Here is a 25,675-nt window from a genome sequence, read left to right as displayed (position 1 = left end):
ACAAGTGGGACTAAAAACCCAGGCGTTCCCGGCGTACCGAATACGCCACGAAGCCGGCTCCCAGGGCGAGGAAGGCGGTGCCGCCGACGACGTACGGGGTGGTGTCGAAGCTTCCGGTGTCGGCGAGTTCGGCTCCGTCGGTGGCGGTTCCGGCGGCCTCGGCGGTCACCGTCGACACTGCCTTGGCCTGCTGGGTGACCTGTGTCGACGCGACTTCCGTCACCACAGCTCTCGCCGGGTCGTCCTGCGACGCGTTGGCGGAGGGGACGAACCACAGGGCGCACAGCAGGGTGCCGGCGGCGGTGGCGGTCAGCAGCGGGCGGCGAGCGGATGACACGGAATATCGATCCCCTTGTGACGCTGGTGAATTGGCCGTGTGAGGTGATGTTAGTGAAAGTCGCGGGTCACGGGAAAGTCACGGGAGGTTTCAGTCGTACGCTCGCGCCATGAACGTCGAAGAGACAGCACAGTTTGTACGGCTTCGTGTGGAGCTGGTCCTCGAAGTGCAGGACGCGGACGAGGTGACCAAGGCGGCACTGCGCAGGCTCGCCGCCGATCCCGAGGTGCCCGAGGAGGAGCGGGCGCACGCGGAGACCGCTGTGACGGAGGACACCGCGGAGGCCCTCGCCTATCTCGTGGACCCGTTCGACCTGGTCAGCGAGGTGCCCGGACTGGAACTCCAGCAGGCGTCCTGGTCCAGCGAGCACATCGAGTACGACCCCGATGCGCCCGACTGGGAGCGGGACGAGGATGATGGGGAGGACGACGACGAAGAAGACGGCATCGGCTGAGCGTCACGGGGCACCTGTCACCCCGGACGGCAACCGCCGTCCGGGGTTTCGTCGTCTCGGGCACTACACGGACCACTCCTGCGCCACCCGCCGGACTGAGGCGTGGTGTGCCCCACAAAGGGGTGTGGAAAGGGACGAAACGTCCTTAGCGTTGATGGCTCGTAACGGGGACTCTCGGGGATTTCGCGGATCGGCAACGATGGAGAAGCTTGTGATGACGGACAGTATGCGGCGCAAGGGTCTGATGACCGCGTCCGCACTGCTCGGTGGCGTGCTCGTGCTCACGGGCTGTTCCGGCGGCGGTGACGCCAAGGCCGCCGACAACGGCGACACCTCTCAGGCCAAGGTCGACGAGGCAGCGGCCAAGAAGTCGTCCGAGGCGCAGATCACGATCACGCCGAAGGACGGCTCGAACAACACCTCCATCAACAACTCGGCTGCCGTGACGGTCAGTAAGGGTACGCTCACGGGCGTCACGATGACCACCGAGGACGGCAAGGCCGTCGCCGGTCAGCTCTCCGCCGACAAGCTGAGCTGGAAGCCCAGCGTCCAGCTGGAGCGGTCCACCACCTACAAGCTCGCCGCCGAGGCCAAGGACTCCGCGGGCCGCATAGCCCACGAGAACGCCTCCTTCACCACGGTCTCCCCGGCCAACAGCTTCATAGGCAACTTCACGCCGGAGGACGGTTCCACCGTCGGCGTGGGTATGCCCGTGTCGATCAACTTCAACAAGGCGATCACCAACAAGGCGGCCGTGCAGAAGGGCGTCACGGTCACCTCCAGCAGCGGCCAGGAGGTCGCCTGCCACTGGTTCAACGCCAACCGCATGGACTGCCGCCCCGAGACCTACTGGAAGGGGGGCTCCACCGTCACGCTGAAGCTGGCGCTCGACGGTGTCGAGGGCGCCTCCGGTGTCTACGGCGTGCAGCAGAAGACGGTCACCTTCCACATCGGCCGCAACCAGGTCTCCTACGTCGACGCGAAGACCAAGCAGATGAAGGTCACGCAGGACGGCAAGGTCATCCGGACCATCCCGATCTCCGCCGGCGCCCCCGAGCACACCACGTACGAGGGTCAGATGGTGATCTCGGAGAAGTTCAAGGAGACCCGCATGAACGGCGCCACGGTCGGCTTCACCGACGACGACGGCAAGGGCGAGTACGACATCAAGGACGTGCCGCACGCCATGCGCCTGACCAACTCCGGCACCTTCATCCACGGCAACTACTGGGGTGCCCCCTCGGTGTTCGGCAGCGTCAACACCAGCCACGGCTGCGTCGGCCTGCAGGACAAGAAGGGCGCGGGCGACGCGAACATGCCGGCCGCCTGGTTCTACGGCCACTCGCTCGTCGGTGACGTCGTGGTCGTCCAGAACACCGGCGACAAGACCGTCTCTCCGGACAACGGCCTGAACGGCTGGAACATGGACTGGACGCAGTGGAAGGCCGGTTCGGCCGTCTGACAGGCCGTCCACAGCTTCTCCGATGCCGCCCCCAGGGGCGGCATCGGTGTTTCCGGGGCTTTGTCGGGCCGGCCCTGGCCTTCTCCCTGAAGTCGGTGTTCGGGCTGTCGGCTCAGCCGGCGGTGCGGGTGGTGAAGAAGGTGGTCGACGCCTACGCGGCTCTGAAGGCCAACCTGCAGGCCGGGAACCTGGGCCCGCCCACGTCGAGGCGGTACCGCAAGGCCACCGGCACCCCGATTGTCTTCCGTCTGGAGGCGGCGCAGCCGTTCGACGACCGTTGCCTGTCCTGGCAGTACGACGCGCGCACCGTGTCGATCTGGACGGTGGACGGGCGGATGAAGGGGGTGCGGTTCGCCTGTTCACCGGACCAGTTCAAGACTCTCGTGCAGTACCGCAAGGGCGAGAGCGACCTGGTGTCGAGGGGCGGGAAGTGGTTCCTGATCGCCACCTGCGACATCCCGGATCCCGAGCCGTATGAGCCGGTCGACTGGATCGGGGTGGACCGGGGCATCGTCAACCTGGCCACCACGTCCGACGGCAGCAATCACCAGGGCCGTGGTCTGGGCCGGTACCGGCGTTGGCAGGCCCGCAAACGCGCCGAACTCCAGCAGAAGCAGACCCGTTCGGCCACCCGCCGCCTCGCGCGCCGTGCGCGGAAGGAGAAGCGTCATGCCACGCAGGTGAACCACCGGATCAGCAAGGAGATTGTGTCCGTCGCTGGGGGTACCTCCCACGCCCTGAAGGCAGTGGGGGAGCACCGGTCGAGGGATCGCCGTCGAGGAACTCGGCGGGATCCGCGAGCGGGTACGGCTTCGCCGCGACCAGCGGGGCACCCTCTCCTCCTGGCCTTTCCACCAGCTCGGACAGCACCTCGCCTACAAGGCACGCAAGGTCGGGGTGCCGTTCTTGGAGGTGGACGCGCGCCATACCTCGCAGCGCTGCCCGCGCTGCGGCCACACCGGTCGGGCCAACCGGCCTGACCGGGACCGTTTCCGCTGTCGTCGGTGCGGGCTCGCTGGCTCAGCCGACCACGTCGCCGGGGTCAACGTGCGCGACCGCGCACGCTCGGCGTGGGTATTCGTCACCATGCCCGTCCCGTCACCGGCCTAGCCGGAGCTGGGAGATGCGACCCGTGACCGTCCTGCCGTAGGGGACAGTCGGGAGCGCGACAAGGTGTGAACGACCGAGTGCACAGGCTCGGGCGTTCACGGCTGAGAAGGTGACCTACCTGAGGCGCGAACTCGCCACGGAGGCGCTGAAATCCGTCGGACTCGGCGAACGCCTCGAACATCTGCCGTCGGAAACGTTGCCGACGAGCTGACGGAGAACGTTGGCTCGTAACCTCCCGGTTGTGTAACGGAATTCATCCGCACGAACAGCCCCCCGGCATACTTTGTGATCCGGGGGGTGTCGCACATGTGCACGAGACCACCTCCGGCCGGGTGAAGGGGAATTCGCCTGGTACGCCATCTCCAGGGGGAGAACTTGCGCACACAAGTGAAGAGAGCAGCTGCGGCCACCGTGGCCACCGCCGCAGCCGTCGCCCTCGCGGCGGGCATGACCACCCCCGCGTCGGCGAAGCCCGAGCAGCGCGCCCTTGCCGCTGCCTCCGCGCACACCGCCACGCACCACGTCACGCTGATCACCGGCGACCGCGTCGCCCTCGACGCCAAGGGCCGGGTCGTCGGCCTGGAACGGGCCAAGGGCCGCGAGCACATACCCTTCCAGGTCCGCAAGGCCGAGGGGCACACCCTGGTCGTCCCCGCCGACGCGGCCCACCTGCTCGCCTCCGGCAGGCTGGACCAGCGGCTGTTCGACATCACCGAGCTGAACAAGGCCGCCACCCGCAGGGCTCAGCAGAACGGCCTGAAGGTCATCGTCGAGTACCGCGGTGCCGCCGAGGCGGCCAAGGCCGGCGTCCGCGGCGCGGGCACCCTGCGCCGCAGCCTCAAGGCGCTGAACGCGGACGCCGTGCAGACCCCGGCCAAGGACACCGCCGAGCTGTGGCACGCCGTCACCCACGGAGACCAGGCCGCCTCCGGCATCGCCCACGTCTGGCTCGACGGCGTCCGCAAGGCCGCCCTCGACCAGTCCGTGCCGCAGATCGGCGCCCCCACCGCATGGGCGGCCGGCTACACCGGCAAGGGCGTGAAGGTCGCGGTCCTCGACACGGGCGTGGACACCAGCCACCCGGACCTCAAGGACCAGGTGATCGCGTCCAAGAACTTCACCCACGCCGCCGACGCCACGGACCACTTCGGCCACGGCACCCACGTCGCCTCCATCGTGGCGGGCACCGGCGCCAAGTCGGGCGGCAAGTACAAGGGCGTGGCCCCGGACGCCAAGCTCCTCAACGGCAAGGTCCTGGACGACACCGGCTCCGGCGACGACTCCGGCATCCTCGCGGGCATGGAGTGGGCGGCCGACCAGGGCGCCTCCGTCATCAACCTGAGCCTCGGCGGCTACGACTCGCCCGGCATCGACCCGCTCGAGGCCGAGGTCAACAAGCTCTCCGCCGAGAAGGGCGTCCTGTTCGCGATCGCCGCGGGCAACGAGGGCCCCCAGTCGATCGGTTCGCCGGGCAGCGCGGACGCCGCGCTCACCGTCGGCGCCGTCGACAAGAAGGACAAGCTGGCCGAATTCTCCTCCACCGGACCGCGGGTCGGCGACGGCGCGATCAAGCCGGACGTCACCGCGCCCGGCGTGGACATCACGGCCGCCGCGGCCAAGGGCAGCGTCATCGACAAGGAGGTCGGTGAGAAGCCCGAGGGTTACCTGACCATCTCCGGCACCTCGATGGCCACCCCGCACGTCGCGGGCGCCGCCGCGATCCTGAAGCAGGAGCACCCCGACTGGGGCTACGCCGAGCTGAAGGGCGCCCTCACCGGCTCCGCGAAGGGCGGCGACTACACGCCGTTCGAGCAGGGCTCGGGCCGTATCGCGGTCGACAAGGCCATCAAGCAGTCCGTGGTCGCCGACCCGGTCTCGGTGAGCTTCGGCACGCAGGCGTGGCCGCACACCGACGACAAGCCGGTCACCAAGAAGGTGACGTACCGCAACCTCGGCGCCGAGCCCGTCACCCTCGACCTCGCGGCCACCGCCAAGAACCCCAAGGGCCAGGCGGCTCCGGCGGGCTTCTTCAAGCTCGGCGCGACCAAGGTGACCGTCCCGGCGCACGGCAAGGCGTCCGTCAAGCTCACGGTCAACACCAAGCTGGGCGGCACCCTCGACGGCGCGTACTCGGCGTACGTGACCGCGACCGGCGGCGGGCAGAGCGTCCGCACGGCCGCCGCGGTGCAGCGCGAGGTGGAGTCGTACGACGTCACGCTGAAGTTCGTCGGCCGTGACGGCAAGCCGGCCAAGTTCTACAACGCCGACCTGAACGGCGTCGCCGGCCTGGCGAACGGCACCGACCTGAACCCGTACGACCCGTCCGGCACGGTGAAGGTGCGCGCGCCCAAGGGCACGTACATCCTCAACAGCTCCGTCTTCGTGGACCCGGCCGACGCCGCCAAGGGCACCGACTGGATCGCCCAGCCGAAGCTGACCATCGGCAAGAAGCAGACCATCACGATCGACGCGCGCAAGGCCAAGCCGGTGGACATCACCGTCCCGGCCACGCACCTCAAGTCCGAGTTCGACGCGCCTGAGTACGACGTCACGATCGGCAACAACCAGTACGGCTACGGCTGGTTCCTGGACTCGTACAAGAACTTCCGCTCCGCCCACCTGGGCCCGCAGCTGCCCGCCGGTTCGCTGTTCCAGCAGTGGGACGGCCACTGGACCAAGGGCACGGCCGAGGAGTACGACGTCACCAGTGGCGGTCCGGTCACCCAGCTCGCCACCGGCTACACCAAGCACTTCAAGGCGGGCGACCTGGCCACCGTCAAGGTCCGCATGGGTGCCGCCGCGAGCGGCAAGAAGGGCTCCGTCGGCGCGGTCGGGTGGCTGCCCGGCAGCTCCGGCGCCTCCTCCATCGGCATCCAGCAGACGCTGCCCGGCACCCGTACCCTGCACCTGTCCGCCCGGGGCGGGGTGAGCTGGGGGCTGGAGTTCGAGCAGGCCGGCGGCGCCGACCAGGACGGCTTCCCGGTCACCGAGGCGGGATACGCGCTCGGCGACCAGGTCTTCAAGGCCGGTGAGACCTACACGAAGACGGTCAACACCGCGGTCTTCGGCCCGCACCTGGGCGCCGGCCTCGGTCTGTACCGCTACGGCAACGAGATCTCCGGCTCGCTGCCGCTGTTCGCCGACTCCGCCAAGCACGCCGGGTACTCGGAGTTCACCTCGGTGACCACCACCCTGTACCGCGACGGCGTCAAGGTCGGCTCCAACGACGACCCGCTGTTCGGCGAGAAGTCCTTCAAGGTCCCGTCCGGTGACGCCGCCTACAAGCTGACCACCTCGGTCAAGCGCTCGGCGAAGGTCGCGGCGGCCTCCTCGCGGATCGACGCCACCTGGACCTTCCGCTCCAGGAAGCCGGCCACCAGCTCCGCCAAGCTCCCCGCCTCCGCCCTGCACTTCGGCGCCGCGACCGGCCTGGACAGCCGCGTCGAGGCCGGAAAGACGGTCAGCTTCCCGGTCACCGTGGAGGGCTCGGCCGCGGGCGACAACCTGAAGTCGCTGGCGCTGTACGTCTCCTACGACGGCAAGACCTGGAAGAAGGTCGAGGTCCGCGGCGGCGAGAAGGTCACCGTGAAGAACCCCGCGAAGGGCAAGTCCATCTCCTTCCGCGCCAAGATCGTCGACAAGCAGGGCAACACGTCGACGATCACGATCCACGACGCGTACTACGGCAAGTGAGCCGCCGTACCCGCGTGGCCTGAGTAGGCCGTGAGCGAACGGCCCGCCGGAGGGGCAGCTTCCGGTGGGCCGTTCGTGTTTGTGTGCACGCATGACGGCTCACACGGTCGAGTACATCCGTTATCGCGTCCCCGAGCAGCAGTCGGCGGAGTTCCTCGCCGCCTACACCCGCGCCGCCGGTCAGCTGGCGGCGGCCCCGCAGTGCGTCGACTACGACCTCGCGCGCTGCGAAGAGGACCCAGAGTCCTGGATTCTGCGGATCACCTGGACGTCGGTGGAGGAGCACGTGCAGGGCTTCCGCACGTCCCCGTTCTTCCCACCGTTCCTCGCGGAGATCCGCCCGTACGTCGAGAACATCGAGGAGATGCGCCACTACGCGCCGACCTCCGTGCGCGGCACCGGCGCGGCGGTCCCGTCGCTGTACGACTGGGCGGGCGGCGCCGAGGCCTTCTCCCGCCTCACGGAGGTCTTCTACGCCAAGGTGGCCAAGGACGACCTCCTCGCCCCGCTCTTCGCCGGCCTGGCCCCCGAGCACGCCGCCCACGTGGCTCTCTGGCTCGCCGAGGTCTTCGGCGGCCCGGCAGGCTATTCGGAGACCGAGGGCGGCCATGGTCACATGGTGGCCAAGCACTTCGGCAAGCACATCACCGAGCCCCAGCGCCGCCGCTGGGTCAACCTCATCCAGGACGCGGCGGACGAGGCAGGCCTCCCGACGGACGCCGAGTTCCGCTCGGCCTTCCTCGCCTACGTGGAATGGGGCACCCGCCTGGCCCTCTACTTCTCCGGCCCCGACGCGAAGCCTCCGGCGGAGCAGCCGGTGCCGAGGTGGACGTGGGGGGCGATGCCGCCGTATCAGGGGTGAGGAGGCCGTACCGGGGCTGGGGAGGCGGCGGCGTAGGGTCCCCTTCGTGACCGCCGCACTCTCCGCCATGATCACCGCCGTCGTCGGTGTCCTCGGTACGCTCCTCGCCCCGGTGCTGAGCCAGCGCCACGCGGTACGCCGGGAGGACCGGGAGGCCGAACGCGCCGAGCACAGGCGGCTGTTCGAGGAGCGGCGCGCCGCGTACACCGCGATGAACCGCGCCTCCCGGCAGTTCCACACCCTCCTGAAGGACGCCCTGCACCGGCTCCGGGACGGCGTCTACACCGATCACGACCGCGAGCAGCTGGAGGAGGTACGCCGGGAGCACCGGGATCGCTATGCGGAGGCGCAGATGGTCGTACCGGAGCGGATCCTGGATGCCTCGCGGGACCTCAACCGTGTGCTCGCCCGCATCGACGCCGTCGTCAAACGGCTCGACCGGGACTTGGCCCGCGAGGGCGAGAGCGCTGAGCGGGCCCTTGTGGACCTGAAGGAGGCCGAGCCGCAGCTGACGGCCATGCGCCGGCTGATGCGGGCCGACCTGGGCGTCGAAGACTAGTAGGGCTGCGACACCGGACGGGAGGCGTCCGCCCCCCAACTCGACAGCAGGCGCAGGGACTCGGCCGAGGGGGAGGCGGGTTCTGCGTGGTACGCCACCATGACCTGGTCCGTGTCGCCCGACAGGCGGAAGCCATCGAAGTTCAGGGACAGGTCGCCCACCAGCGGATGGTGCAGGCGCTTGACGCCGTGGTTCTTCTCCTTGACGTCGTGCGTGGCCCACAGCCGCCGGAACTCCTCGCTCTTGACGGAGAGTTCACCGACGAGCGCGGACAGCCGCGGGTCGTCCGGGTGGCAGCCGGCGTCCATGCGCAGGGCGCAGACGATGTCGATCGCCTTCTGCTCCCAGTCGACGAACAGCTCGCGGTACTCGGGCTTCAGGAACACCAGCCGCGCCCAGTTGCGCTCGGCGGCCGGCAGCTCCCCCCAGTCGCCGAAGAGGGCCGCCGCCATATGGTTCCAGGCCAGGATCTCCGCGCGCCGCCCGACGACGTACGCCGGCACCCCCTCCATCGAGTCCAGGAGGTTCCGCAGCGAGGCCCGCACCTGCTGCTGCCGCTCCGCCGGCTTCTTCTTGTGCCCCTTCGGCTTGGCCAGATGCGTCAGATGCGCATGCTCCGCGTCGGTCAGACGCAGCGCCCGCGCGATCGAGTCCAGCACCTCCGCCGACACGTTCCGGCCGTTGCCCTGCTCCAGGCGCGTGTAGTACGCCACCGACACCCCGGCCAGCTGCGCCAGCTCCTCGCGGCGCAGCCCCGGCACCCGGCGGTGCCGGCCGAAGTCGCGCAGCCCCACGTCCTCGGGCTTCAGCCGGGCCCGTCGGCTGCGCAGGAACTCGCTCAGCTCGGCCCGCCGGTCCAGGGGCCGGCCGGCGGCTGCTTCCGGCTGTTCGTCCATACCGCCAGTATCGGCCGTCCCGGCTGGTCGTACGCCCGGGAGCCTGACCCCGCCAGTAGTAGGCACGGCAGTCGTACGCAAAGGCGTGGTCTGGGTGCCGTACGAGCGTTCCGGCAGGCTGGAAGCCATATCCGGTCGAACTACCTGGTTGAACCATGACAACCGGGCACGAGACCCCCGCCAGTCCGCTAGGAGAACCCCGGCATGACCACTGTTGCTGCGTACGCCGCGCCCGCCGCGAAGGCCCCGCTGGAGCGGACGACCATCGAGCGGCGAGCGGTCGGCGAGTTCGACGTCCTGATCGACATCAAGTTCGCCGGCATCTGCCACTCCGACATCCACCAGGCCCGCGAGGGCTGGGGCGAGGCGATCTTCCCGATGGTCCCCGGCCACGAGATCGCGGGCGTCGTCTCCGAGGTCGGCTCCGGTGTCACCCGGTTCGCCGTCGGCGACCGCGTGGGCGTCGGCTGCCTGGTCGACTCCTGCCGCGAGTGCGAGAACTGCCAGAAGGGTCTGGAGCAGTACTGCCTCAAGGGCGGCGTCGGCACCTACAACGCCATCGGCAAGGACGGCGAGCCCACGTACGGCGGCTACGCCGAGAAGATCGTCGTCGACGAGAACTTCGTCGTCCGCATCCCGGACGGCCTCTCCCTCGACGTGGCCGCCCCGCTGCTGTGCGCCGGCATCACCACGTACTCCCCGCTCCGCCACTGGAACGCCGGCCCCGGCAAGAAGGTCGCGATCGTCGGCCTCGGCGGCCTGGGCCACATGGCCGTCAAGCTCGCGCACGCGATGGGCGCGGAGGTCACGGTCCTCTCGCAGTCCCTGCGCAAGAAGGACGACGGCCTGAAGCTGGGCGCCGACCACTACTACGCCACCAGCGACCCGAAGACCTTCGAGGAGCTGCGCGGCACGCTCGACCTGATCATCTCGACGGTGTCGGCCCCACAGGACTTCGGCGCGCTCCTGTCCCTGCTGAAGGTGGACGGCGCGGTGGTGAACGTGGGCGCCCCCGAGGAGCCCGTCTCCCTGAACCTCTTCTCGGTGATCGGGGGCCGCAAGACCCTCGCGGGCTCCATGATCGGCGGCATCCCCGAGACCCAGGAGATGCTCGACTTCTGCGCGGAGCACGGCCTGGGCGCGGAGATCGAACTGATCAACGCCGACCAGATCAACGAGGCGTACGAGCGGGTCCTGTCCAGCGACGTCCGCTACCGCTTCGTGATCGACACGGCGACGATCTGACGGGACTGTTCACAGCAGTAGTCAGCGCCGAGGCCGCCCTTCACCGGTTCACCCGGTTCACCCGGTTCACCCGGCCTCGGCGCTGAAGCTGTCCCCCTCCCCGTACGACCGCACGAGCACGCCTGCCTCCCCACCGGGCCGTACGACATGAACACGCCCGCGCCCCGTCACCCGGGCCCTCGTACCGGCCACCTCCAGCAGGGTGTTCTCGTCCACGGCGACCCCGTACGGCACGTCACCGCGACCGACCGCCGCGACCAGCCGCGCCAGCGTCCCCCACTGAGCAGCGTGGACATCCACAGCGAACGGGACGAGCCCCAGCCCCGCCCGTACGTCGATCTCCGCCAGGTCCTCCCCGGTCTCCTCCGGACACACGGGCACCCCGTCCAGCAGCCACCCGCCGACCACGGCCCGCCGCGCGGCGAGGGCGGCGCCGGCGGAGAAGCCCGCGTACGGCACACCGCGCTCCGCGAGCAGCTGCGGCAACCGGTCCAGGCACCCGGCGAACGCCTCCTGGTAGGCGGGCGTCAGCCCACCGCACACCAGCAGCCCGTCGATCCCGTCCAGCGCCGGTTCCGGCTCGAACCGCCCGCCGAGCGGCACGAGCAGCGGCACGGGCGCACCCGTCGCACCGGCCTTCCGCAGCGCGCCCGCATACCGCTCGAACTGCGCGCCCCCGTCCCCCTCGTCCACGACCACACACCCGATCCGCGCCCCGTCCCCACCCGCGGCCCGCACGAACGGCGCGTACAACTCGGCGGCGTCCCACCCACCGCCTACCAGGAACACCATTCTCACTCGCCTCCCCCTCACACACGCTCCCTGCGTGAGCGGCGAATGTACGACGCGGCCCCGGAAGCCGTCGCCTGATTTCCACGCTCGGCAGCGGTCTGAAGTCTCCTGACGGCCGTCCGGTCACTGCAGATCCTGCTCGGTCCAGAGCGTCTTGCCGGTGGCGGTGTAGCGCGTGCCCCAGCGGTGGGTCATCTGGGCGATGATGAACAGGCCCCGGCCTCCCTCGTCGTCACTCGCCGCGTGCCGCAGATTGGGCGTGGTGTGGCCGGTGTCGGAGACCTCGCAGATCAGGGTCCGGTCGCGGATCAGGCGTACCTGGATCGGACCGCCGACGTAGCGGATGGCGTTGGTGACCAGTTCGCTGACGATCAGCTCACTGGCGAACGCCAGGTCGTCCAGCCCCCAGTCGCCGAGCTGCTTGCCGACGGCGGCGCGGATGGTGGACACCGCCGCCGGGTCCGGTCGCAGCGCCCACTCGGCGAACTGGTTCCGGTCGAGCCGGCGGGTGCGGACCACGAGCAGCGTCGCGTCCACGTCCACCGCCCCGGGCAGCAGGGTGGCCACCGCCCGGTCGCACAGCTCCTTCAGGGAGCTTCGGTCGTCGGCGAGGACCTGGGACAGCTGCGCGAGCCCGGCGTCACGGTCGACGGCCGCCTGGAGGAGGCCGCCCGTGAAGAGGACGACGAGGCTGCCCGGCGAGAGCTCCAGTTCCATGCTCTCGTAGGGCGGGCCACCGATGCCCAGCGGTGGTCCGGGCGGCAGCTCCGGACGGTCGACGACGCCTGTGGGCCGTTCGACGACCACCAGCACCGACTCCCCGGCCCGGGCCAGGCTGCACATCCCCGAGACGGGGTCGTACACCGCGTACAGGCAGCTCACGCCCAGGGCCTCGTCGGTGTGCGGCCTCAGGCGGCCCGGGCCGTGGCCTGGCCCGGTCTCGTGCGCGGTCTGCTCGACCAGGTCGGCCATGCGGGACAGCAGCTCGTCCGGGCTCAGGTCCAGCCGGGCCAGCACGCGCACACCCGTGCGCAGGCGTCCCATGGTGGCCGCGGCACGCAGGCCGTGACCGACCACGTCCCCGACGACCAGGCCGACCCGGGTTCCCGACAGGGGGATGACGTCGTACCAGTCGCCGCCCACCCCCGACCCGCTGTCGGCGGGCTGATAGCGGCTCGCCGAGTCGCAGGCGACGTGCGCCGGCAGGCGGCGCGGAAGCATGCTCTGCTGGAGTCTGAGGGCCACGCTGTGGCCACGGGTGACCACCGGCATCAGCAGGAGGCCGATCAGCAGGGCGCCCAGGCCCAGGACGGTGACCCCGCCGGTCCTGCCGATCAGCGGCAGGTCTACGGCGGTCGTGCCGTAGCGGGGGTTCGCGTAGACCACGAAGGCGGCGTAGAGGAACAGCAGGACCATCATCAGCCCGCCCAGCCCCGGCAGCACGCCCTTGAAGACCAGGTCCCCGACGCTGCGGGTGAGGACCCTGCGGTGGTACCAGACGCAGGCGAAGCCGGTCAGCCCGTACTGGAACGCGATCGCCAGACCGACCGAGTCGACCGTGTCGGCCAGGACGTTCTGGCTGAACGAGGTCAGCAGGACGAACAAGGCGGTCGAGACCGCTCCCATGCCGATGGTCCCCCAGGTCGGGGTGAGGAACCTGCGGTGGATCCGGGCGAACCGGGCCGGGACGGCCTTGTGGACCGCCATGGAGAAGACGGTCCTGGCCAGGGGCAGGATGGTGGTCTGCGCGGAGGCCAACGCGGAGGTCAGCACCATCAGGATCAGCAGCCGCGCCAGGAGCAGGCCCGTGTCGTGGCTCCCGAAGACGGCCTGGCCAAGTCCCGAGAACACGTCGTCCGCGTTGGCCGCGTTGCCGAGCCCGATGCCCGACGTGCCGACTCCCGCGAACGCCTGTGCGGACGTGGACACCAGCCCGTACACGACCAGGAGCAGGACGATGGAGACGACCGCGGCACGCCCGGGGACCCGCTTGCTGTCGACGGTCTCCTCGTTGACCGAGAAAGCCGTGTCCCAGCCCCAGTACAGGAAGACCCCCGCGAGGACACCCGAGGTCAGGGCCGATGTCGATGGCACCTCGAAGAGGTTGAACCAGGAGGCGGACACATGGATCGCCGTCGGAGGAGGTTTGGTGTAGACCCTGACCAGCGCGGAGACGGCGAGCAGGATCAGCATCACCACTTCCAGACACAGCAGCCAGCGCTGGACAGCCGCCGAGAACTCGATGCCCACGTAGCAGACCACGGTCAGCACGGCGATCCAGACGACGCCCGCCGCCGTGGTCCACAGCCGGTCCTCCGCCAGTCCGTACAGGCCCACCAGCCGGAAGGCGTAGACAGCGGCGATCTGGGCGAGGCTCGCCATGACGAGGACGTCGGCGACGATGATGCCCCAGCCGCCCATCCAGCCGGTGCGCGGGCCGAAGGTGCGGGTGGTCCAGGCGAAGGTGGTCCCGCAGTCGGCGTTGCTCGCGTTGAGCTCCCGGAAGGCGTACGCGACCAGCAGCATCGGGACGAACGCCAGCATCGTGACGATCGGGGCCTGCAGTCCGACCCCGGCCACGATGATGCCCAGCGTCGCGGCCAGGCTGTACGCCGGGCCGGTGGAGGCAAGGCCCATGACCACCGAGGAGAACATGCCCAGCGCGTCGTTCTTGAGCCCCTTCCGGCCGGGCCCCGTCCCGGGGGCGGGGCGGCCTGGGGACTCGGCGCCGCCAAAGTGCCTCACACTTGATTCCAACGCCGGGCCGCTGCCCTCCGCAACAGCGCAGGGCCACCTGACGGGCCCTGGTCCGCGATCGGATCCCAGCATGCGGTCGGGCGGCTGGGTGCGGCCCTGGTGGCGGGGCTCGGGGCGGGGGAGTCCGTGGTCCGACTGGCGTGGTCAGTCGCCACGTCGGCTTTCTCCTGCCGGAACGGCCGTGGACGCGCAGTCCGCCGGCGCCGTCGACGGTTCGGTGGCGACGGGAGTCCAGGAGCAGGCCAGGGAGCCGCCGATCAGACCGGTGATCAGTCCGAGGAAGAGGCCGCCGAGGTTCGCGACGGGGAAGGAGATGAGGCTGAGCAGAAGAGTGGCAATCCCGGAGAACACGCGGAGGTGCGGGTGGTACCAGAGGGTGAGCCCCAGGGTGATGAGCAGAACTCCGATGACCAGGGCTCCGGCACCGGACGTGGTCGACATGGCCAGCGGGATTCCGCCCAGGTCCAGATGCGCGTACGGCCAGTACAGGATGGGCAGTCCCGCCATCGAGGTAAAGAGTCCGGCCCAGAAGGGACGTTCGCCACGCCAGGTTCTGAACCTGTGCCGGGCGCGCGCCGCGGTGACGCGCAGTCGGGGCCGTCCACCGAAGAGATTGGTGATCACGTGTCTTCCTGATCGGCGGTGCGGCGTGCGCACGGGCCGCGTGAGGCGGCTGCGAGGGCGTTCGGCAGGTTCGGCCCGCCCAGGACTCAGAAGCATTCGTGACGGCCGTGCTCGATCTGCACGCGCAGGCCGGGGATGTTGAACGTACCGGCAGACAGCGCGACCGCGGTCACGCGCACGTCGGTCAGGGCGACCGACGTGGCCTGCTGCCCGAAGCCGTTGGGGTCGAAGAAGCGCGAGCTCCTGTCGCCCGGATTGATCGGACCCTTGGTGATCTCCCCCTGCGCGATTCCCTGGTCGAGGCCCCTGAAATCCGCCTGCCTGGCCGACTGGAATGTCGTGTCGAGGAACAGGTTCGACGCTTCGACCGGTCGTTCGTTTCCGCCGGTGAGCTTCAGCGTCTGCACGCCCAGCACCGGGACCTCGACCAGTACGGACTGACACAGCCTGCTGATCGTCGAGTGCCGGGATCCGGTGACCTGGACCGGCACAAGCTGGCCCTGCCTGGTCACGTCCACCATGCCGTAGATGCTGAGTCCGCGAGCGGTCAGGGTGCGCGCGGTGACCTGGAACCTTTGGCCGGAAATGAGGAACGACGCGGCCAGTGCCCCCTGTCCCATGGCGATGCCGAGGGCTGCGCAGGCTGCGACGCTGGGTACCAGGACTGCCGCAAAGCGCCGCCAACGGGTTCTGCCGGCGCAGTGCGACATCCCGTCTCCTTCGCTCATGGCGCGAGTCCGCCCACATTGTCACAAAGCGGATATTTTCCTCGTTATCCAGTGACGGATCCTAGGCTTTCGGCCGGAGTAACCGGCTGCACGCCAGGGCCGCCGTACGGGTGACGCACATGTTGTTCGGGGTCGCGGGTCATGCGGGCGGCAGAGGCTGTTCCGTCCACACGGTCTTGCCGTCGCGGGTGTAGCGGGTGCCCCACCGCTCCGTGAGCTGCGCGACCAGGAAGAGCCCGCGTCCGCCCTCGTCCGTGCTGAGGGCCCGTCGGAGGTGTGGGGAAGTGTGGCTGGTGTCGGACACCTCGCAGATCAGACAGTGCGTACGGATGAGGCGCAGGGTGACGGGGCCGGCCGCGTACCGGTAGGTGTTGGTGACGAGCTCGCTGGCCACCAGCTCGGTGGTGAAGGCCAGTTCCGCCAGCCCCCATTCGGTCAGTTTCGCCGTGGTCAGCTCCCTGGCACGGGCAGCAGCGGTCGCTTCCAGGGGCAGCTGCCATGAGGCGACATTCTCTGGCCGTAGCGCCCGGGTACGGGCGATGAGCAGCGCGATGTCGTCGGCGGGGAGGTGGTCCTTGGGCAGCAGCGCTTCGACCACGGTCTGGCAGGTCTGGTCCAGAGGTTCTGTGGCGTCGGCGAGACAGGTGCGAAGGTTCTCCAGCGCGGCGTCTATGTCGCCGTTGCGTGCCTCCAGGAGGCCGTTGGTGTAGAGCGCGAGCAGGCTGCCCTCGGGGAGGTCCAGATCGTACGTTTCGAACGGCAGTCCGCCCAGGCCCAGCGGTGGACCCCCGGGGAGATCGAGCACGGTCACCTCGCCGTCCGGGGTGGACACCATCGGCGCCGGGTGGCCGGCGCGTGCCAGGGAGCAGTGCTGGGAGACCGGATCGTAGACCGCGTAGAGGCAGGTGGCTCCGAGCACCTGCTCAATCGCCGACCCGTCAGTGTTCGCCTCCAGTTCGGTGGCCAGCAGGCTGACCAGATCGTCCAGCCTCGCCACTACCTCGTCCGCTTCCAGGTCGAGGCTGGCCAGGGTGCGCGCCGCGGCGCGCAGACGCCCCATCGAGGCCGCCGCGTGGATCCCGTGGCCCACCACGTCTCCCACAACGAGGGCGACCCGGGCCCCTGACAACGGGATCACGTCGAACCAGTCACCACCGATGCCTGGTTCACCGCTGGCCGGGAGGTACCGGCAGGCCACCTCCACGGCCGGCAGGTCGGACGCCGCGCTCGGCAGCAGACTGCGCTGAAGAGTCAGAGCGGCGCTCTGCTGCTGGGTGAAGCGGCGCGCGTTGTCGATGCAGACGGCCGCTCGCGAGGAAAGCTCCTGGGCCACCGCAGCATCCTCGCCCTCGAAAGGCTCCGAATTGCGCGACCGCCACAGGCTCACCACGCCCAGTACCAGGCCGCGCGCGATCAGGGGCACCGCGATCAGCGAATGAACGCCGAGACCCAAGGCGATCTCGATCCGCCGGTGGTCCATGGCGTACCACTCGGGGCGGAGGGACAGCTGTTCTTCGAGAATCGGGCGGCGCTCGGCCAGGCACCGCGCCTGCGCAGATTCCGGAAGCAGCGGGACCACATCGCCCTCCCGGAAAGGGACGCGGTGTTCCGGTGGTGAGAGGGCAGCCCGGAGCAGCGGACCTGCTGAACCGGCAACTGGTTCGTCACCAAGTGCCACGGGCTTGAGGAGGTCCACCGAGCAGTGGTCGGCCAAGCCGTGGGCGGCCACCTCGGCCAGTTCCCGAGCGGTCTGTGTCACGTCCAGTGAGGTTCCGATCCGGGCGCTCGCCTCGTTCAGCAGGGCGAGCCTGCGTTGCGCCCGGTGTCGGTCGGTCACGTCCTCGATCGTCTCGGCCACGCCGAGAACCCGGCCCGAGGGGTCTTCCATCCGGAACGCCGAGACGGACACGAACCGTTCCCGACCTGGATCGTGGCGTGCCCGGGCGGACTGCTCTGTGAAGATCAACGGCTCGCCGGTCTCCAAGACGCGCCGTACCCGTTCCTCTGCCGGACCTGCGTCCTCGTCGACCATGAATTCGCGAGGGCGACGGCCTACCGGCGCCTCGGCCGGGACGCCGCTTGCCTTTTCGACCGCACGGTTGACCCGGATCACTCTCCTGTCCGGGCCGTGGACGACCAGGCCGATCGGGGACCGGTGGTACAGGCCGTCCAGCAGCGCACGGTCCCGCTGCCAGGCAACGACCTCCGCGGCAGGAGCACCGACCAGCAGCCACTCCTGACTGCCCCCCTCCCGGGTGACCGCACGGGCCCGGAGGCCCAACTCCAGGCGGCGTCCGTCGCGGTGTCGGACGGGCAGGACGCCGAACCAGCCCCCCGTCTTCACGGCGTCCACGACGACGGACCGCGCGACAGGCAGGTCATGGGCGTCGACCAGGAGGCCCTGCCACGGCTGTCCGAGCACTTCCTTGGCCGGATAGCCGAGCAACTCCTGTGCGCGTGCGCTCCAGCCGACCACAGTGCCTCGATCGTCGAGCACGGCCGAGGCACCACGCCCGAGGGCGAACGGATCCTCAGGGCTCTCGCTGAAATGCATCGACGGCGTCCCCATAGCCACCACCTTGCCTCCGTGACTCCGATGTTCCTCCCCGCCGTCTGCGTCCGCGACTCTCCCGTTCCCCTCGACCGGAGCTTCGGCAGGAGTGCCACGGCGACGCTCAGCGCGTGCAATGAATGGGGTGGCCACGCGCGGCTACTTCTCCGGCACTTCCTGCGCAGACGCGGTGCCCGTCGGACTCCGGTCAGGCGTGGCCTCAGCCGGGCAGCGTCGCCGGGCTGCCGCCGTTGGCCTCGTAGCCGGCCACCGCCAGGGCGCGGTAGAGCGCGAACTCGGCGGCCGGGTCGGCGCACAGGGTCCAGGGCAGCGCGCCGATATGGCCGTCGACGTGTATGAGCTGGTCCATGGCCTCCGCCCAGCGCTCGGACCGGACCAGGAAGAACGTCAGCAGGTGGCGGACGTGCGACAGCATCGGGTCGTCCGGGCGGGCCGCGTGCACCGCGTGCAGCGCGCCGTGGATCGCCTTGGTGACGACCTCGCTCTGGTAGAAGCTCGCGACCAGGTTCACCTCGGGGAGGTGCTCGAACACCGCGAACAGCGGCAGCGCGGCGAGCAGCGAGCCCTGCGGGGCGCGGGCCGCCGCGCTCTCGGCGAAGGAGTACGCCAGCTCACGCGAGCCGTGCCACTTCTCGCACCAGTAGTGCAGCGCCGCCAGATGTGCGCCCATGTGGTTCGGCGCGCGGTCGAGGATCTTCAGCCACAGCTGCTCGAACTCCGGCTGCGGGTGGGCGAGGCCGCGGGCGACGGACAGCTCCACGATGTACGGGACCGGGTCGCCGGGTGCCAGCAGCGCCGCCTGCCCGCACGCGTCCCGGGCCTCCTCCATGATGATCCGGAACTCGTCCGTGCCCGGCTGTGACGTCCGCCAGGCCTGCTGCACCAGGAACTCGGCGTGCACCGCCGCACCGCCCGCGTCCTTGGGCTGCTCGGCCCGCCACACCCTGAGCCACTGACCGCCGGGCGTCTCGTGCACCCCGCCGGGCCGCTGCTGCAGCTCCAGGGCCGCCGCACCGGCGAACGCCTGCACGCGCTGCCAGCGCAGCTCCCCCTCCGTCTCCGTACCCGCCAGCAGCTGGGCCGCCGCGCGGTAGTCCCCCGTACGCTGCACCAGGTCCAGGACGTCCAGCAGGTCCTGGTCCGGGCCGGGCATGCGCACGTCCAGCTCCTCCTGGCGTACGAAGCCGTAGTCCGCCGGGTCGGCGGCGTCGGGGTGGTCCGGCGTGACCTGTTCGATCAGCCCGCGCCTGCGCCGGAGGACCGGGAGCAGCGCGAAGCTCAGCATGAGCAGGGCAATCAGCAGCCAGAGAATCACCATGACTCAAGCGAACCAGACGCCGCCGACAAATGGCCAACCCCGCCCGCCTGCCCTGTGGAAAACTTCGGGCCGGTTCATGACAGGGGGCGTGCGACACCACCGTACGGCCGGGCTAGCCCGTCGTCCGTGCGTCATCATCCGGCCAGGCGCACTACGCTCGGTGCAATGAGCGACACTCATATCAGTCAGCACTTCGAGACCCTCGCGATCCATGCGGGCAACACCGCGGATCCCCTCACCGGCGCGGTCGTCCCGCCGATCTATCAGGTCTCGACCTACAAGCAGGACGGCGTCGGCGGGCTGCGCGGCGGCTACGAGTACAGCCGGAGCGCCAACCCGACCCGGACCGCCCTGGAGGAGAACCTCGCCGCGCTGGAGGGCGGGAGCCGCGGCCTCGCGTTCGCGTCCGGCCTGGCGGCCGAGGACACCCTGCTCCGGACGCTGCTCACGCCCGGCGACCACGTGGTGATCCCCAACGACGCCTACGGCGGCACCTTCCGTCTCTTCGCCAAGGTGGTCAGCCGCTGGGGCGTGGAGTGGTCCGTGGCCAACACCAGCGACCCGGCCTCCGTGCGCGCCGCGATCACCCCGAAGACCAAGGCCGTGTGGGTGGAGACCCCCTCCAACCCGCTGCTCGGCATCACCGACATCGCCGCCGTCGCTCAGATCGCCCACGAAGCGGGCGCGAAGCTCGTCGTCGACAACACCTTCGCCACGCCCTACCTCCAGCAGCCGCTGGCGCTCGGGGCCGATGTCGTCGTGCACTCCCTGACCAAGTACATGGGCGGCCACTCGGACGTGGTCGGCGGTGCGCTGATCGTCTCCGACGAGACGCTCGGCGAGGAACTGGCCTACCACCAGAACGCGATGGGCGCCGTCGCCGGTCCCTTCGACTCCTTCCTGGTGCTGCGCGGCACCAAGACCCTCGCCGTGCGCATGGACCGGCACAGCGAGAACGCCACGAAGGCCGCCGACATGCTGACCCGGCACCCGCGCGTGACGCGCGTTCTCTACCCGGGCCTGCCGGACCACCCCGGCCACGAGATCGCCGCCAAGCAGATGCGCGCGTTCGGCGGCATGGTGTCCTTCCAGGTCGAGGGCGGCGAGGAGGCCGCCGTCGAGGTGTGCAACCGCGCCAAGGTGTTCACCCTGGGCGAGTCGCTGGGCGGCGTCGAGTCCCTCATCGAGCACCCGGGCCGCATGACGCACGCCTCCGCGGCCGGCTCCGCCCTCGAGGTCCCCGCCGACCTGGTGCGCCTGTCCGTGGGCATCGAGAACGTCGACGATCTGCTGGAGGACCTCCAGCAGGCCCTGGGCTAGCGGAACCTGTGCTGGTGGGCGGCCCAGGCCCTGAGCCGGCGGGCCGGTCACCAGCCGGTGACCTCCGGAGTCGTCTGCGACGGCGGCTCCACCCACGGGTGCGCCTGCGCCGCCCACACGGTGAACGCCACCACGGCGGCGCACAGCAGCAGCCACAGCACCCGCTGCGCGAGCCGCCGGCGCCGCAGCAGACGGGTGCCGCGGCGCACCGCCTCCGGGTACAGATCCGGCGGCACCGGCGGCGGCGTCCGCTCCATCAGCCGCCGTGCGGCGGCCTCCCGCTCGGGCCGGTTCACCGGGGCCTCCCCGCGTGCCGTGGGCTCATGAGGGTGCGACCTTCGTGCCCACCGCGCGCGGGGCGGCCGGCCGTACCGGATGCAGCAGGGTGGCGGTCGCGCGGTCGCAGATGGTGTGCACGCGCTCCGTGGGCATCCCGAGCAGGGCCGCCGCCTGTTCCGCGGCGACGCCTTCGTACAGCCGCAGCACCAGGATGAGCCGCTCCAGCGGCCCCAGGACGGCGAGCGGGCTGTCCGGATGCGGGCGGGCGCGGCCGAAGGCGCCGTACTGCTGCCACATCCCGCGCGCGAAGCGCGTGGCCAGGTACTGGCGGGCGCAGTCGTAGGGGTCCTCGCCGCGCAGCCGGTCCCAGCGGGCGTAGGTGTGGGCGAGCGCCAGTGTCAGCAGGCGCCGCGCGCGCGGGTTGGCGTCCGGCGCCTCCGCGGTGAGCAGCGTGGCGGCATGCAGCAGCCGCCCTGCCGCGCCCGCGACGAACGCCTCGAACTCCCGGGCCCGACGGGCACCACGCAATGCCTGCCGATCACGCACCGCGCCTCCCCCTGGACGGGGCCCTGCCCGGTACGGGACAGGCGGACCGCGTACGACGCAGGACCCGGTCTCATATGAGGCCAGTGGCGGCCCGGGGTCAAGAGTCCGGAACCCATCTCCCGCGCGGGGCTCAGGAAGCCGGCGTCTGCTCCGCCGACGGCACGACGTGAACCGCCATCCGCGAGGAGAGCGCGGTGTTGAAGCGCGTCAGGAGCGTGCAGAACTGCTCGCGCTCCTCCGGCGCCCAGTCCTGCGTCAGCTCGGCCATCAACTGACGCCTGGAAGAGCGCACTTCCTCCAGCCGGGAGACACCGCGCGGGGACAGCTGAAGCACCACCGCGCGCCCGTCCTCCGGGTGCGAGGTGCGCTTGACGAGCCCGGTGTCGACCAGCGGAGCCACCTGCCGGGTGACCGTGGAGGAGTCGATCCCCATGCTCGCGGCGAGCGCCTTGACGCCCATCGGGCCCTCGTTGTCGAGGCGGTTGAGCAGCAGGTACGCGGCGCGGTCCATGGAGGTGCGCACCTGCCCGACGCCGCCGAGCCGGGTCTGTTCGGCACGGCGCGCGAACACCGCCACCTCGTGCTGGAGGGTGTCGAGGAGACCGGTGTCACCGACGGTCGTCATGTCCATCGACATTCCTGGTGTTGTGGGCATGGCCGGGGGCTCACTTCATGAAGGGTGCTGTGGGTTGGGGGACAGGGTACGCGGCCCGGAGCCAGGCCGTACCGGCGCTGCACGAACCGGTCTCGGAGGTTGGTCGCCACCGTCGTTCGGCACCGTCGGCTGCGAGACTTGAGTCATGAGCTACGGCACCACTGGCTTCTTGCGTTCCGTCACCCTCGACGACGTGCGCGGAGCCCAGAAGATGCTCTCGGGTGTGGCACGGGTGACCGCCATGGAGGGCAGTCGGCACCTGTCCCAGCTGGTCGGCGCGCCGGTGCACTTCAAGTGCGAGAACCTCCAGCGGACCGGCTCGTTCAAGCTGCGCGGCGCCTATGTGCGCATCGCCGGGCTGCTGCCGGAGGAGCGGGCGGCCGGAGTGGTGGCCGCGAGCGCCGGGAACCACGCGCAGGGCGTGGCCCTCGCCTCCTCGCTGCTCGGCGTGCACGCCACGGTGTTCATGCCGAAGGGCGCCCCGCTGCCGAAGATCAGCGCCACCCGGGACTACGGCGCCGAAGTGCGCCTGTACGGCCAGGTGGTGGACGAGACACTGGCCGCCGCCCAGGACTACGCCGCCGAGACCGGCGCGGTGTTCATCCACCCCTTCGACCACCCGGACGTCATCGCCGGCCAGGGGACGGTCGGCCTGGAGATCCTGGAGCAGTGCCCGGAGGTGCGCACGATCGTCGTCGGCATGGGCGGCGGCGGGCTCGCGGCCGGTATCGCGGTCGGGGTGAAGGCGCTGCGGCCGGACGTCCGGATCGTCGGCGTGCAGGCGGAGGGCGCGGCGGCGTACCCGCCCTCGCTGGCGGCAGGGCACCCGGTGTCCGTGCAGAACCCGACGACGATGGCCGACGGCATCAAGGTGGGGCGGCCGGGCGTGGTGCCGTTCGGGATCGTCGAGGAGCTGGTCGACGAGGTGCGCACGGTCAGCGAGGACCAGCTGTCGGCCGCGCTGCTGCTGTGCCTGGAGCGGGCCAAGCTGGTGGTCGAGCCGGCCGGGGCGAGCCCGGTCGCGGCGCTGCTCGGCGAGCCCGGCGCGTTTCCCGGACCGGTCGTCGCGGTGCTCTCCGGCGGCAATGTCGACCCGGTGCTGCTCCAGCGGGTGCTGCGGCACGGCATGGCCGCGCAGGGCCGCTACCTGGCCGTCCGGCTCCTGCTGACGGACCGGCCGGGCGCCCTCGCCACGCTCCTCGGGGTGTTGTCAGTGGTCGACGCCAACGTCCTCGACGTGAGCCACGTACGAACCGACCCACGGCTCGGGCTCACGGAGGCGGAGGTGGAGCTGCACCTCGAGACGAAGGGTCCGGCGCACTGCGCCGAGGTCGGCCAGGCCCTGCGCGCGGCCGGTTACACGGTCATCGACTGAGGCCGGGCAGCGCGGAAAGCAGTTGTGTCACTCGTTCGTGGAAATCCATTGAGAGACGCGATACATCGCGTTACTGTGTGTCCTGTTGCGCTCGCCGACCGCCTGCCCGCATCCGGAAAACCGAAGGCGGATCCGGGCGCGCGAACCTAGCCTTTCCCTTTCCCGATGAAATCCCCGACGACGTGGAGACTCACATGCCAGGCGCCATCTATGCCGAAGGCCTGGTGAAGACCTTCGGCGACGTAAGGGCACTGGACGGCGTCGACCTCGATGTCCCCGAGGGCACGGTCCTCGGCCTGCTAGGGCCGAACGGCGCCGGCAAGACGACGACCGTCCGCTGCCTGACGACCCTGCTGCGCCCCGACAGCGGCAAGGCGGTCGTCGCGGGCGTCGACGTGCTCAAGCACCCCGACACCGTCCGCCGCTCCATAGGCCTGTCCGGCCAGTTCGCGGCGGTCGACGAATACCTGACCGGCCGGGAGAACCTGCAGATGGTCGGGCAGCTGTACCAGATGAGGGCCAAGGCGGCCAAGGCGCGCGCGGCGGAACTGCTGGAGCGGTTCAACCTCGCGGACGCCGCCGACCGCCCCGCCAAGACCTACTCCGGAGGCATGCGCCGCCGGCTCGACCTTGCCGCCGCCCTCGTGGTCTCGCCGCCCGTGATGTTCATGGACGAGCCGACCACCGGCCTCGACCCGCGCAACCGGCAGCAGCTGTGGGACGTCATCAACGAACTCGTCTCCGGTGGTACGACCCTGCTGCTCACCACGCAGTACCTGGAAGAGGCCGATCACCTCGCCCATGACATCGCGGTGGTCGACCACGGCCGCGTCATCGCCAAGGGCACCTCCGACCAGCTCAAGGCCCGCACCGGCGGCGAGCGCGTCGAGGTCGTGGTGCACGAGCGCGCGCGCATCGCGGGTGCCGTGGAGGTGCTGCGCGGCTTCGGCAAGGGCGAGGCCACGGTCGAGGAACACACCCGCAAGCTCACTGTCCCCGTCACCGGCGGCGCCAAGCTGCTCGCCGAGGTCATCCGGGAGCTGGACACCCGCGGGATCGAGATAGACGACATCGGACTGCGCCGCCCCACCCTCGACGACGTCTTCCTGTCCCTGACCGGACACGTGGCCGAGGTGAAGGACGAGGAGAACGGTGCGGCGAAGAGCGACAGCAAGGGCGCCAAGGGTGCCAAGGGTGCCAAGGGCGAGGAGGCCGCGAAGTGAGTGCCGTCAGCGAAGCCGTGCGAGGCGTGCCTCCGGCCGCACCGTCGACCAACCCGGTCGCCCAGTCCTTCCGCGACTCGATGGTCGTCGCGAAACGCAACCTGATCCGCATGTCCAGGATCCCCGAGATGATCATCTACGGGCTGATCCAGCCGATCATGTTCGTGGTGCTGTTCACCTACGTCTTCGGCGGTTCCATGAAGATCGGCGGCAGCACCAGCGCCGCGGACTACAAGAACTTCCTCATGGCGGGCGTCTTCGCGCAGACCGTCACGTTCGCGACCGCCAGCTCCGGCGCCGGTATCGCGGACGACATGCACAAGGGCCTCATCGACCGGTTCCGGTCCCTGCCGATGGCGCGCGGTGCGGTGCTGACCGGACGCACGCTCGCCGACCTCGTGCAGACGGCCCTGACCCTGGTCGTGCTCGCCGTGGTCGCCCTGCTGGTCGGCTGGCGCGTCGGCACCGAGGGCGACACGAACGTCGGCAAGGTCCTCGCCGCCTTCGGCCTGCTGCTTCTGCTCGGCTATGCGTTCACCTGGATCGGCGCCCTGATCGGCATGTCCGTGCCCACCCCCGAGGCGGCCACGTCCAGCGGACTGATCTGGCTGTTCCCGGTCACGTTCATCTCGAACGCCTTCGTGGACACCGGTCACATGACCCCGTGGCTGCGGCACATCGCCGAGTGGAACCCCTTCTCCGCCACCGCGCAGGCCTGCCGTGTGCTCTTCGCCAACCCGGGCCAGTCCCATTCGCACGCCTGGCCCATGGAGCACCCGGTCTGGGCGTCGCTTATCTACTCGTTCCTGATCATCGCGATATTCCGCACCCTCGCGGTACGCAAGTACCGCTCGGCCACGGCCTGAGG

General features: G+C 70.2%; 22 protein-coding genes and 1 pseudogene. 12 read left to right on the top strand and 11 right to left on the bottom strand.

All coding sequences use genetic code 11. The annotated features are described in order from the left end of the window. Nucleotides 1-10: 10 nt before the first annotated feature. Nucleotides 11-337: an LPXTG cell wall anchor domain-containing protein gene (locus ACWD35_RS19075; protein WP_451352420.1), complete on the bottom strand. Its 327-nt coding sequence runs from the start codon at nt 335-337 to the stop codon at nt 11-13. A 109-nt stretch (nt 338-446) separates the two neighbouring features. On the opposite strand from ACWD35_RS19075, the gene ACWD35_RS19070 reads away from it, so the two are divergent. From ACWD35_RS19070 to ACWD35_RS19040, 7 genes and pseudogenes are all read left to right on the top strand, one after another. Further along, a complete protein-coding gene (locus tag ACWD35_RS19070) occupies nt 447-791 on the top strand; it encodes a hypothetical protein (protein ID WP_451352419.1) in 345 nt (114 codons plus the stop codon). A gap of 214 nt (nt 792-1,005) precedes the next feature. Continuing rightward, nucleotides 1,006-2,253 (top strand): L,D-transpeptidase, encoded by a 1,248-nt coding sequence (locus ACWD35_RS19065; RefSeq protein WP_451352418.1) that lies wholly within the window; start codon nt 1,006-1,008, stop codon nt 2,251-2,253. A gap of 335 nt (nt 2,254-2,588) precedes the next feature. Beyond that, nucleotides 2,589-2,906 (top strand): annotated as a pseudogene (locus ACWD35_RS19060) (RNA-guided endonuclease TnpB family protein); the annotation flags it as partial. Between the two features lie 115 nt (nt 2,907-3,021). Then, a complete protein-coding gene (locus ACWD35_RS19055; protein WP_451352574.1) occupies nt 3,022-3,363 on the top strand; it encodes a zinc ribbon domain-containing protein in 342 nt (113 codons plus the stop codon). Nucleotides 3,364-3,750: 387 nt separating this feature from the next. Beyond that, the gene (locus ACWD35_RS19050) at nt 3,751-7,056 is read left to right on the top strand and encodes a S8 family peptidase (RefSeq protein ID WP_451352573.1); all 3,306 of its coding nucleotides are present in this window, start codon (nt 3,751-3,753) and stop codon (nt 7,054-7,056) included. Nucleotides 7,057-7,147: 91 nt separating this feature from the next. Continuing rightward, entirely contained in the window at nt 7,148-7,918 is a 771-nt protein-coding gene (locus ACWD35_RS19045; protein ID WP_451352417.1) for a globin domain-containing protein, read from the top strand. Nucleotides 7,919-7,964: 46 nt separating this feature from the next. Further along, entirely contained in the window at nt 7,965-8,477 is a 513-nt protein-coding gene (locus ACWD35_RS19040) for a hypothetical protein (protein ID WP_451352416.1), read from the top strand. On the opposite strand, the gene ACWD35_RS19035 is transcribed toward ACWD35_RS19040, so the two are convergent. After that, nucleotides 8,474-9,373 (bottom strand): helix-turn-helix domain-containing protein, encoded by a 900-nt coding sequence (locus tag ACWD35_RS19035; RefSeq protein WP_451352415.1) that lies wholly within the window; start codon nt 9,371-9,373, stop codon nt 8,474-8,476. The genes ACWD35_RS19040 and ACWD35_RS19035 overlap by 4 nt on opposite strands. 204 nt (nt 9,374-9,577) lie before the next feature. Between ACWD35_RS19035 and ACWD35_RS19030 the strand changes: the two genes are divergently transcribed. Beyond that, nucleotides 9,578-10,618 carry an NAD(P)-dependent alcohol dehydrogenase gene (locus tag ACWD35_RS19030; protein WP_451352414.1) on the top strand — a complete coding sequence of 347 codons (1,041 nt, stop codon included), beginning with the start codon at nt 9,578-9,580 and terminating at the stop codon, nt 10,616-10,618. A gap of 66 nt (nt 10,619-10,684) precedes the next feature. On the opposite strand, the gene ACWD35_RS19025 is transcribed toward ACWD35_RS19030, so the two are convergent. The 6 genes from ACWD35_RS19025 to ACWD35_RS19000 form a co-directional block, all read right to left on the bottom strand. Beyond that, complete coding sequence (locus ACWD35_RS19025) at nt 10,685-11,410, bottom strand: hypothetical protein (RefSeq protein ID WP_451352413.1); 726 nt, start codon at nt 11,408-11,410, stop codon at nt 10,685-10,687. A gap of 123 nt (nt 11,411-11,533) precedes the next feature. Next, nucleotides 11,534-14,155, bottom strand: coding sequence for an amino acid permease (locus ACWD35_RS19020; protein ID WP_451352412.1), 2,622 nt, complete (start codon nt 14,153-14,155; stop codon nt 11,534-11,536). A gap of 156 nt (nt 14,156-14,311) precedes the next feature. Then, nucleotides 14,312-14,791 carry a DUF6114 domain-containing protein gene (locus ACWD35_RS19015; protein WP_451352411.1) on the bottom strand — a complete coding sequence of 160 codons (480 nt, stop codon included), beginning with the start codon at nt 14,789-14,791 and terminating at the stop codon, nt 14,312-14,314. A gap of 86 nt (nt 14,792-14,877) precedes the next feature. Then, on the bottom strand, nt 14,878-15,519 hold the full coding sequence (locus ACWD35_RS19010) for a DUF6230 family protein (RefSeq protein ID WP_451352410.1): 642 nt from the start codon (nt 15,517-15,519) through the stop codon (nt 14,878-14,880). 139 nt (nt 15,520-15,658) lie between these two features. After that, nucleotides 15,659-18,088, bottom strand: a complete 2,430-nt coding sequence (locus ACWD35_RS19005; protein ID WP_451352409.1) for a SpoIIE family protein phosphatase — start codon at nt 18,086-18,088, stop codon at nt 15,659-15,661. Nucleotides 18,089-18,290: 202 nt separating this feature from the next. Next, nucleotides 18,291-19,409 carry a hypothetical protein gene (locus tag ACWD35_RS19000; protein ID WP_451352408.1) on the bottom strand — a complete coding sequence of 373 codons (1,119 nt, stop codon included), beginning with the start codon at nt 19,407-19,409 and terminating at the stop codon, nt 18,291-18,293. A gap of 165 nt (nt 19,410-19,574) precedes the next feature. On the opposite strand from ACWD35_RS19000, the gene ACWD35_RS18995 reads away from it, so the two are divergent. Continuing rightward, a complete protein-coding gene (locus ACWD35_RS18995; RefSeq protein ID WP_451352407.1) occupies nt 19,575-20,729 on the top strand; it encodes a cystathionine gamma-synthase in 1,155 nt (384 codons plus the stop codon). Between the two features lie 47 nt (nt 20,730-20,776). On the opposite strand, the gene ACWD35_RS18990 is transcribed toward ACWD35_RS18995, so the two are convergent. The 3 genes from ACWD35_RS18990 to ACWD35_RS18980 form a co-directional block, all read right to left on the bottom strand. Next, a complete protein-coding gene (locus ACWD35_RS18990) occupies nt 20,777-21,025 on the bottom strand; it encodes a hypothetical protein (RefSeq protein WP_451352406.1) in 249 nt (82 codons plus the stop codon). 25 nt (nt 21,026-21,050) lie between these two features. Further along, on the bottom strand, nt 21,051-21,554 hold the full coding sequence (locus ACWD35_RS18985; protein WP_451352405.1) for a sigma factor-like helix-turn-helix DNA-binding protein: 504 nt from the start codon (nt 21,552-21,554) through the stop codon (nt 21,051-21,053). 130 nt (nt 21,555-21,684) lie between these two features. Continuing rightward, on the bottom strand, nt 21,685-22,191 hold the full coding sequence (locus ACWD35_RS18980) for a MarR family winged helix-turn-helix transcriptional regulator (protein WP_451352572.1): 507 nt from the start codon (nt 22,189-22,191) through the stop codon (nt 21,685-21,687). Nucleotides 22,192-22,354: 163 nt separating this feature from the next. Here ACWD35_RS18980 and ilvA point away from each other — a divergent pair, with 163 nt between their 5' ends. The 3 genes from ilvA to ACWD35_RS18965 all read left to right on the top strand — a co-directional run bounded on the left by ilvA (nt 22,355) and on the right by ACWD35_RS18965 (nt 25,673). After that, nucleotides 22,355-23,584 carry a threonine ammonia-lyase gene (gene ilvA / locus ACWD35_RS18975; protein WP_451352404.1) on the top strand — a complete coding sequence of 410 codons (1,230 nt, stop codon included), beginning with the start codon at nt 22,355-22,357 and terminating at the stop codon, nt 23,582-23,584. A gap of 194 nt (nt 23,585-23,778) precedes the next feature. Next, the gene (locus ACWD35_RS18970) at nt 23,779-24,807 is read left to right on the top strand and encodes an ATP-binding cassette domain-containing protein (protein ID WP_451352403.1); all 1,029 of its coding nucleotides are present in this window, start codon (nt 23,779-23,781) and stop codon (nt 24,805-24,807) included. Beyond that, complete coding sequence (locus tag ACWD35_RS18965; RefSeq protein WP_451352402.1) at nt 24,804-25,673, top strand: ABC transporter permease; 870 nt, start codon at nt 24,804-24,806, stop codon at nt 25,671-25,673. Before ACWD35_RS18970 ends, ACWD35_RS18965 begins: the two co-directional genes overlap by 4 nt. The last annotated feature ends 2 nt before the right edge of the window (nt 25,674-25,675 follow it).

The sequence above is a fragment of the Streptomyces sp. NPDC002671 genome (genome assembly GCF_053592475.1).
The sequence above is the reverse complement of the archived record's forward strand: the minus strand, read 5'-3'. Positions and strand labels throughout refer to the sequence as shown.

Excerpts from the sequence above, each read along its gene's own strand:
- ACWD35_RS19025 (WP_451352413.1), bottom strand. The coding sequence starts at position 11,410 with ATGGTGTTCCTGGTAGGCGGTGGGTGGGACGCCGCCGAGTTGTACGCG.
- ilvA (WP_451352404.1), top strand. The coding sequence starts at position 22,355 with ATGAGCTACGGCACCACTGGCTTCTTGCGTTCCGTCACCCTCGACGAC.
- ACWD35_RS18970 (WP_451352403.1), top strand. The coding sequence starts at position 23,779 with ATGCCAGGCGCCATCTATGCCGAAGGCCTGGTGAAGACCTTCGGCGAC.
- ACWD35_RS19010 (WP_451352410.1), bottom strand. The coding sequence starts at position 15,519 with ATGAGCGAAGGAGACGGGATGTCGCACTGCGCCGGCAGAACCCGTTGG.
- ACWD35_RS19065 (WP_451352418.1), top strand. The coding sequence starts at position 1,006 with ATGACGGACAGTATGCGGCGCAAGGGTCTGATGACCGCGTCCGCACTG.
- ACWD35_RS19035 (WP_451352415.1), bottom strand. The coding sequence starts at position 9,373 with ATGGACGAACAGCCGGAAGCAGCCGCCGGCCGGCCCCTGGACCGGCGG.
- ACWD35_RS19005 (WP_451352409.1), bottom strand. The coding sequence starts at position 18,088 with ATGGGGACGCCGTCGATGCATTTCAGCGAGAGCCCTGAGGATCCGTTC.
- ACWD35_RS18980 (WP_451352572.1), bottom strand. The coding sequence starts at position 22,191 with ATGTCGATGGACATGACGACCGTCGGTGACACCGGTCTCCTCGACACC.
- ACWD35_RS19030 (WP_451352414.1), top strand. The coding sequence starts at position 9,578 with ATGACCACTGTTGCTGCGTACGCCGCGCCCGCCGCGAAGGCCCCGCTG.
- ACWD35_RS18995 (WP_451352407.1), top strand. The coding sequence starts at position 19,575 with ATGAGCGACACTCATATCAGTCAGCACTTCGAGACCCTCGCGATCCAT.
- ACWD35_RS19045 (WP_451352417.1), top strand. The coding sequence starts at position 7,148 with ATGACGGCTCACACGGTCGAGTACATCCGTTATCGCGTCCCCGAGCAG.
- ACWD35_RS19070 (WP_451352419.1), top strand. The coding sequence starts at position 447 with ATGAACGTCGAAGAGACAGCACAGTTTGTACGGCTTCGTGTGGAGCTG.
- ACWD35_RS19000 (WP_451352408.1), bottom strand. The coding sequence starts at position 19,409 with ATGGTGATTCTCTGGCTGCTGATTGCCCTGCTCATGCTGAGCTTCGCG.